Source organism: Aerococcus sp. L_32 (assembly GCF_050689315.1).
The window spans coordinates 1-1,831 of record NZ_JBOEQF010000380.1 but is presented as its reverse complement, the minus strand read 5'-3'; the positions used below and the strand labels follow the sequence as shown (position 1 = coordinate 1,831).

The following is a 1,831-nucleotide window of genomic DNA, read 5'->3' as shown; positions in this document are numbered from 1 at the left end:
GAACCAAAGGAAGACAATGTCATCGTCGCAACACACACATGGACGGACCCAAGTTTACGCGGACAAGGCGTCGCTGCACAGCTTGTCGACCACCTAGTTGCCGACTCAGAAGCAAAAGGCCGCAAAATTAAAGCCCTATGCCCATATGTCGTGAAGAAATTCAACGAAAGCCCAGCGAAATACGACCACATTAATGCAGACAAATAAAGATTGAAGAAGGGCCATCCTTGTCTTTGCTAGCTAGCAAGGATAGGGATGGCTTTTTCCTTTGAAGGGCACTCGCTTTCATTTTCCAATAAATATCGGTAAAATGGTTACATTAGAAAGTGTAAAGAGGTGCAAAATGAAATATATTAAATTGCTAGAAGACGTGTCGAATGCTTACGGGGCGCCAGGATATGAAGACCAAGTGATCGATGTAGTGAAAGCTAACAAGGGTGATTTTAGCTTACAAGCTGATGCTATGAAAAACCTATACATGAATTTTACTGACATGGACCCCAACAAACCAACGATTATGTTAGATTCCCACATGGATGAAGTCGGGTTTATGGTACAAGCCATCGACGAAAATGGACTACTGTTGATGCAAGCTTTAGGTGGTTGGACGGCAGCCTCTGCCCAGTCGCAATTATTCATGGTTAGAACCAATGATAATGAAAGCTATGTTCCAGCTGTTGCCACAAGTAAACCCATCCATTTCATGACTGCAGAAGAGAAGGCCAAACCAGTAGCCTTAACAGACTTGAAACTAGACGTAGGTGCCACTTCAAGAGAAGAAGTGATCAACGATTTCGGTATTACAGTTGGCCAACCCGTCGTACCCGCAACCAAATTCCAGGTCAACGAAAAGAATGGCATGATGATTGGCAAAGCCTTTGACAACCGTCTTGGTGTAGCTGCAACCATCGCTGTCTTCAATGAATTAGGACCTGAAGGCGTGAAAAACTTACCATTCAATCTTGTTGGCGCCTTTGCCACACAAGAAGAAGTTGGTTTAAGAGGGGCTAAAGTCACAACAAACCGCATTGATCCACAAGTGGCCATCGTTTTTGAGGGAACGCCTTCAGACGATTACGCAAAATCAGCTACACTTGGCCAAGGACGCGTGAAACAAGGACCTCAATTACGGTATCGCGATTCAACTTATATCGCTTCTGACCACTTAAACGGTCTATTTTTGAAAGCTAGTGAAGAGGCTGGCATCACAATCCAACAAGCCGTCCGTGATGGTGGTGGTACAAATGCCGGCTCAATCCATACTGCAAATAATGGGGTATCAGTGATTACACTAGGTATGCCAACTCGTTATGCACATACTCATTACCTAATATCTGCCTACCAAGACTTCCAAGACACTGTGGACGTAACCGTAGCCTTCTTAAAAGGTTTAACAGCAGAGGACTTAGCCTTCACATCATTACAAGACTTATAAGCATAGAAACCTAAAAGACTGTGGCAAAATGTCATAGTCTTTTTGCTTGGCTTCGATTTGGATAACATACTGGCGTAAGGTTCAAGCATTCGCTAGAAAAAAGGGATTAATTGTTTTTCTTGAAATATAAAGGCCTTACTTTTGTAAGCGGTTCCGTTTTTGTGTTATACTTTATATGGAAAGAAAGTAAGGGAGGTAACGAAAATGATTCTTGATAACATTCAACGTATATTGGTGCCAGTAGATGACTCGGACAACAGTAAAGCAGCCTTTCGAGATGCAGTTGAGATTGCCATGCGCTCAAATGCTACTGTAGACGTCCTATCAGTAATTGCCGATGACTATGTGTTTAGTGACTTGCGGGTATCTGAAACAGATATAAACGAGATGAAAAAA

The 1,831-nt window shown here is 42.8% G+C and carries 3 protein-coding genes; all 3 read left to right on the top strand.

All coding sequences use genetic code 11. The annotated features are described in order from the left end of the window. Nucleotides 1–207: GNAT family N-acetyltransferase (locus ACRCJ0_RS13135; protein WP_431390708.1), on the top strand; the 207-nt coding region annotated here is incomplete at its 5' end. A 136-nt stretch (nt 208–343) separates the two neighbouring features. Beyond that, entirely contained in the window at nt 344–1,435 is a 1,092-nt protein-coding gene (locus ACRCJ0_RS13130) for a M42 family metallopeptidase (protein ID WP_431390707.1), read from the top strand. Nucleotides 1,436–1,639: 204 nt separating this feature from the next. After that, nucleotides 1,640–1,831: universal stress protein (locus ACRCJ0_RS13125; RefSeq protein WP_431390705.1), on the top strand; the 192-nt coding region annotated here is incomplete at its 3' end.

What these genes read in the sequence shown, in the direction of transcription:
- ACRCJ0_RS13130 (WP_431390707.1), top strand. Translation starts at nt 344, where the DNA reads ATGAAATATATTAAATTGCTAGAAGACGTGTCGAATGCTTACGGGGCG.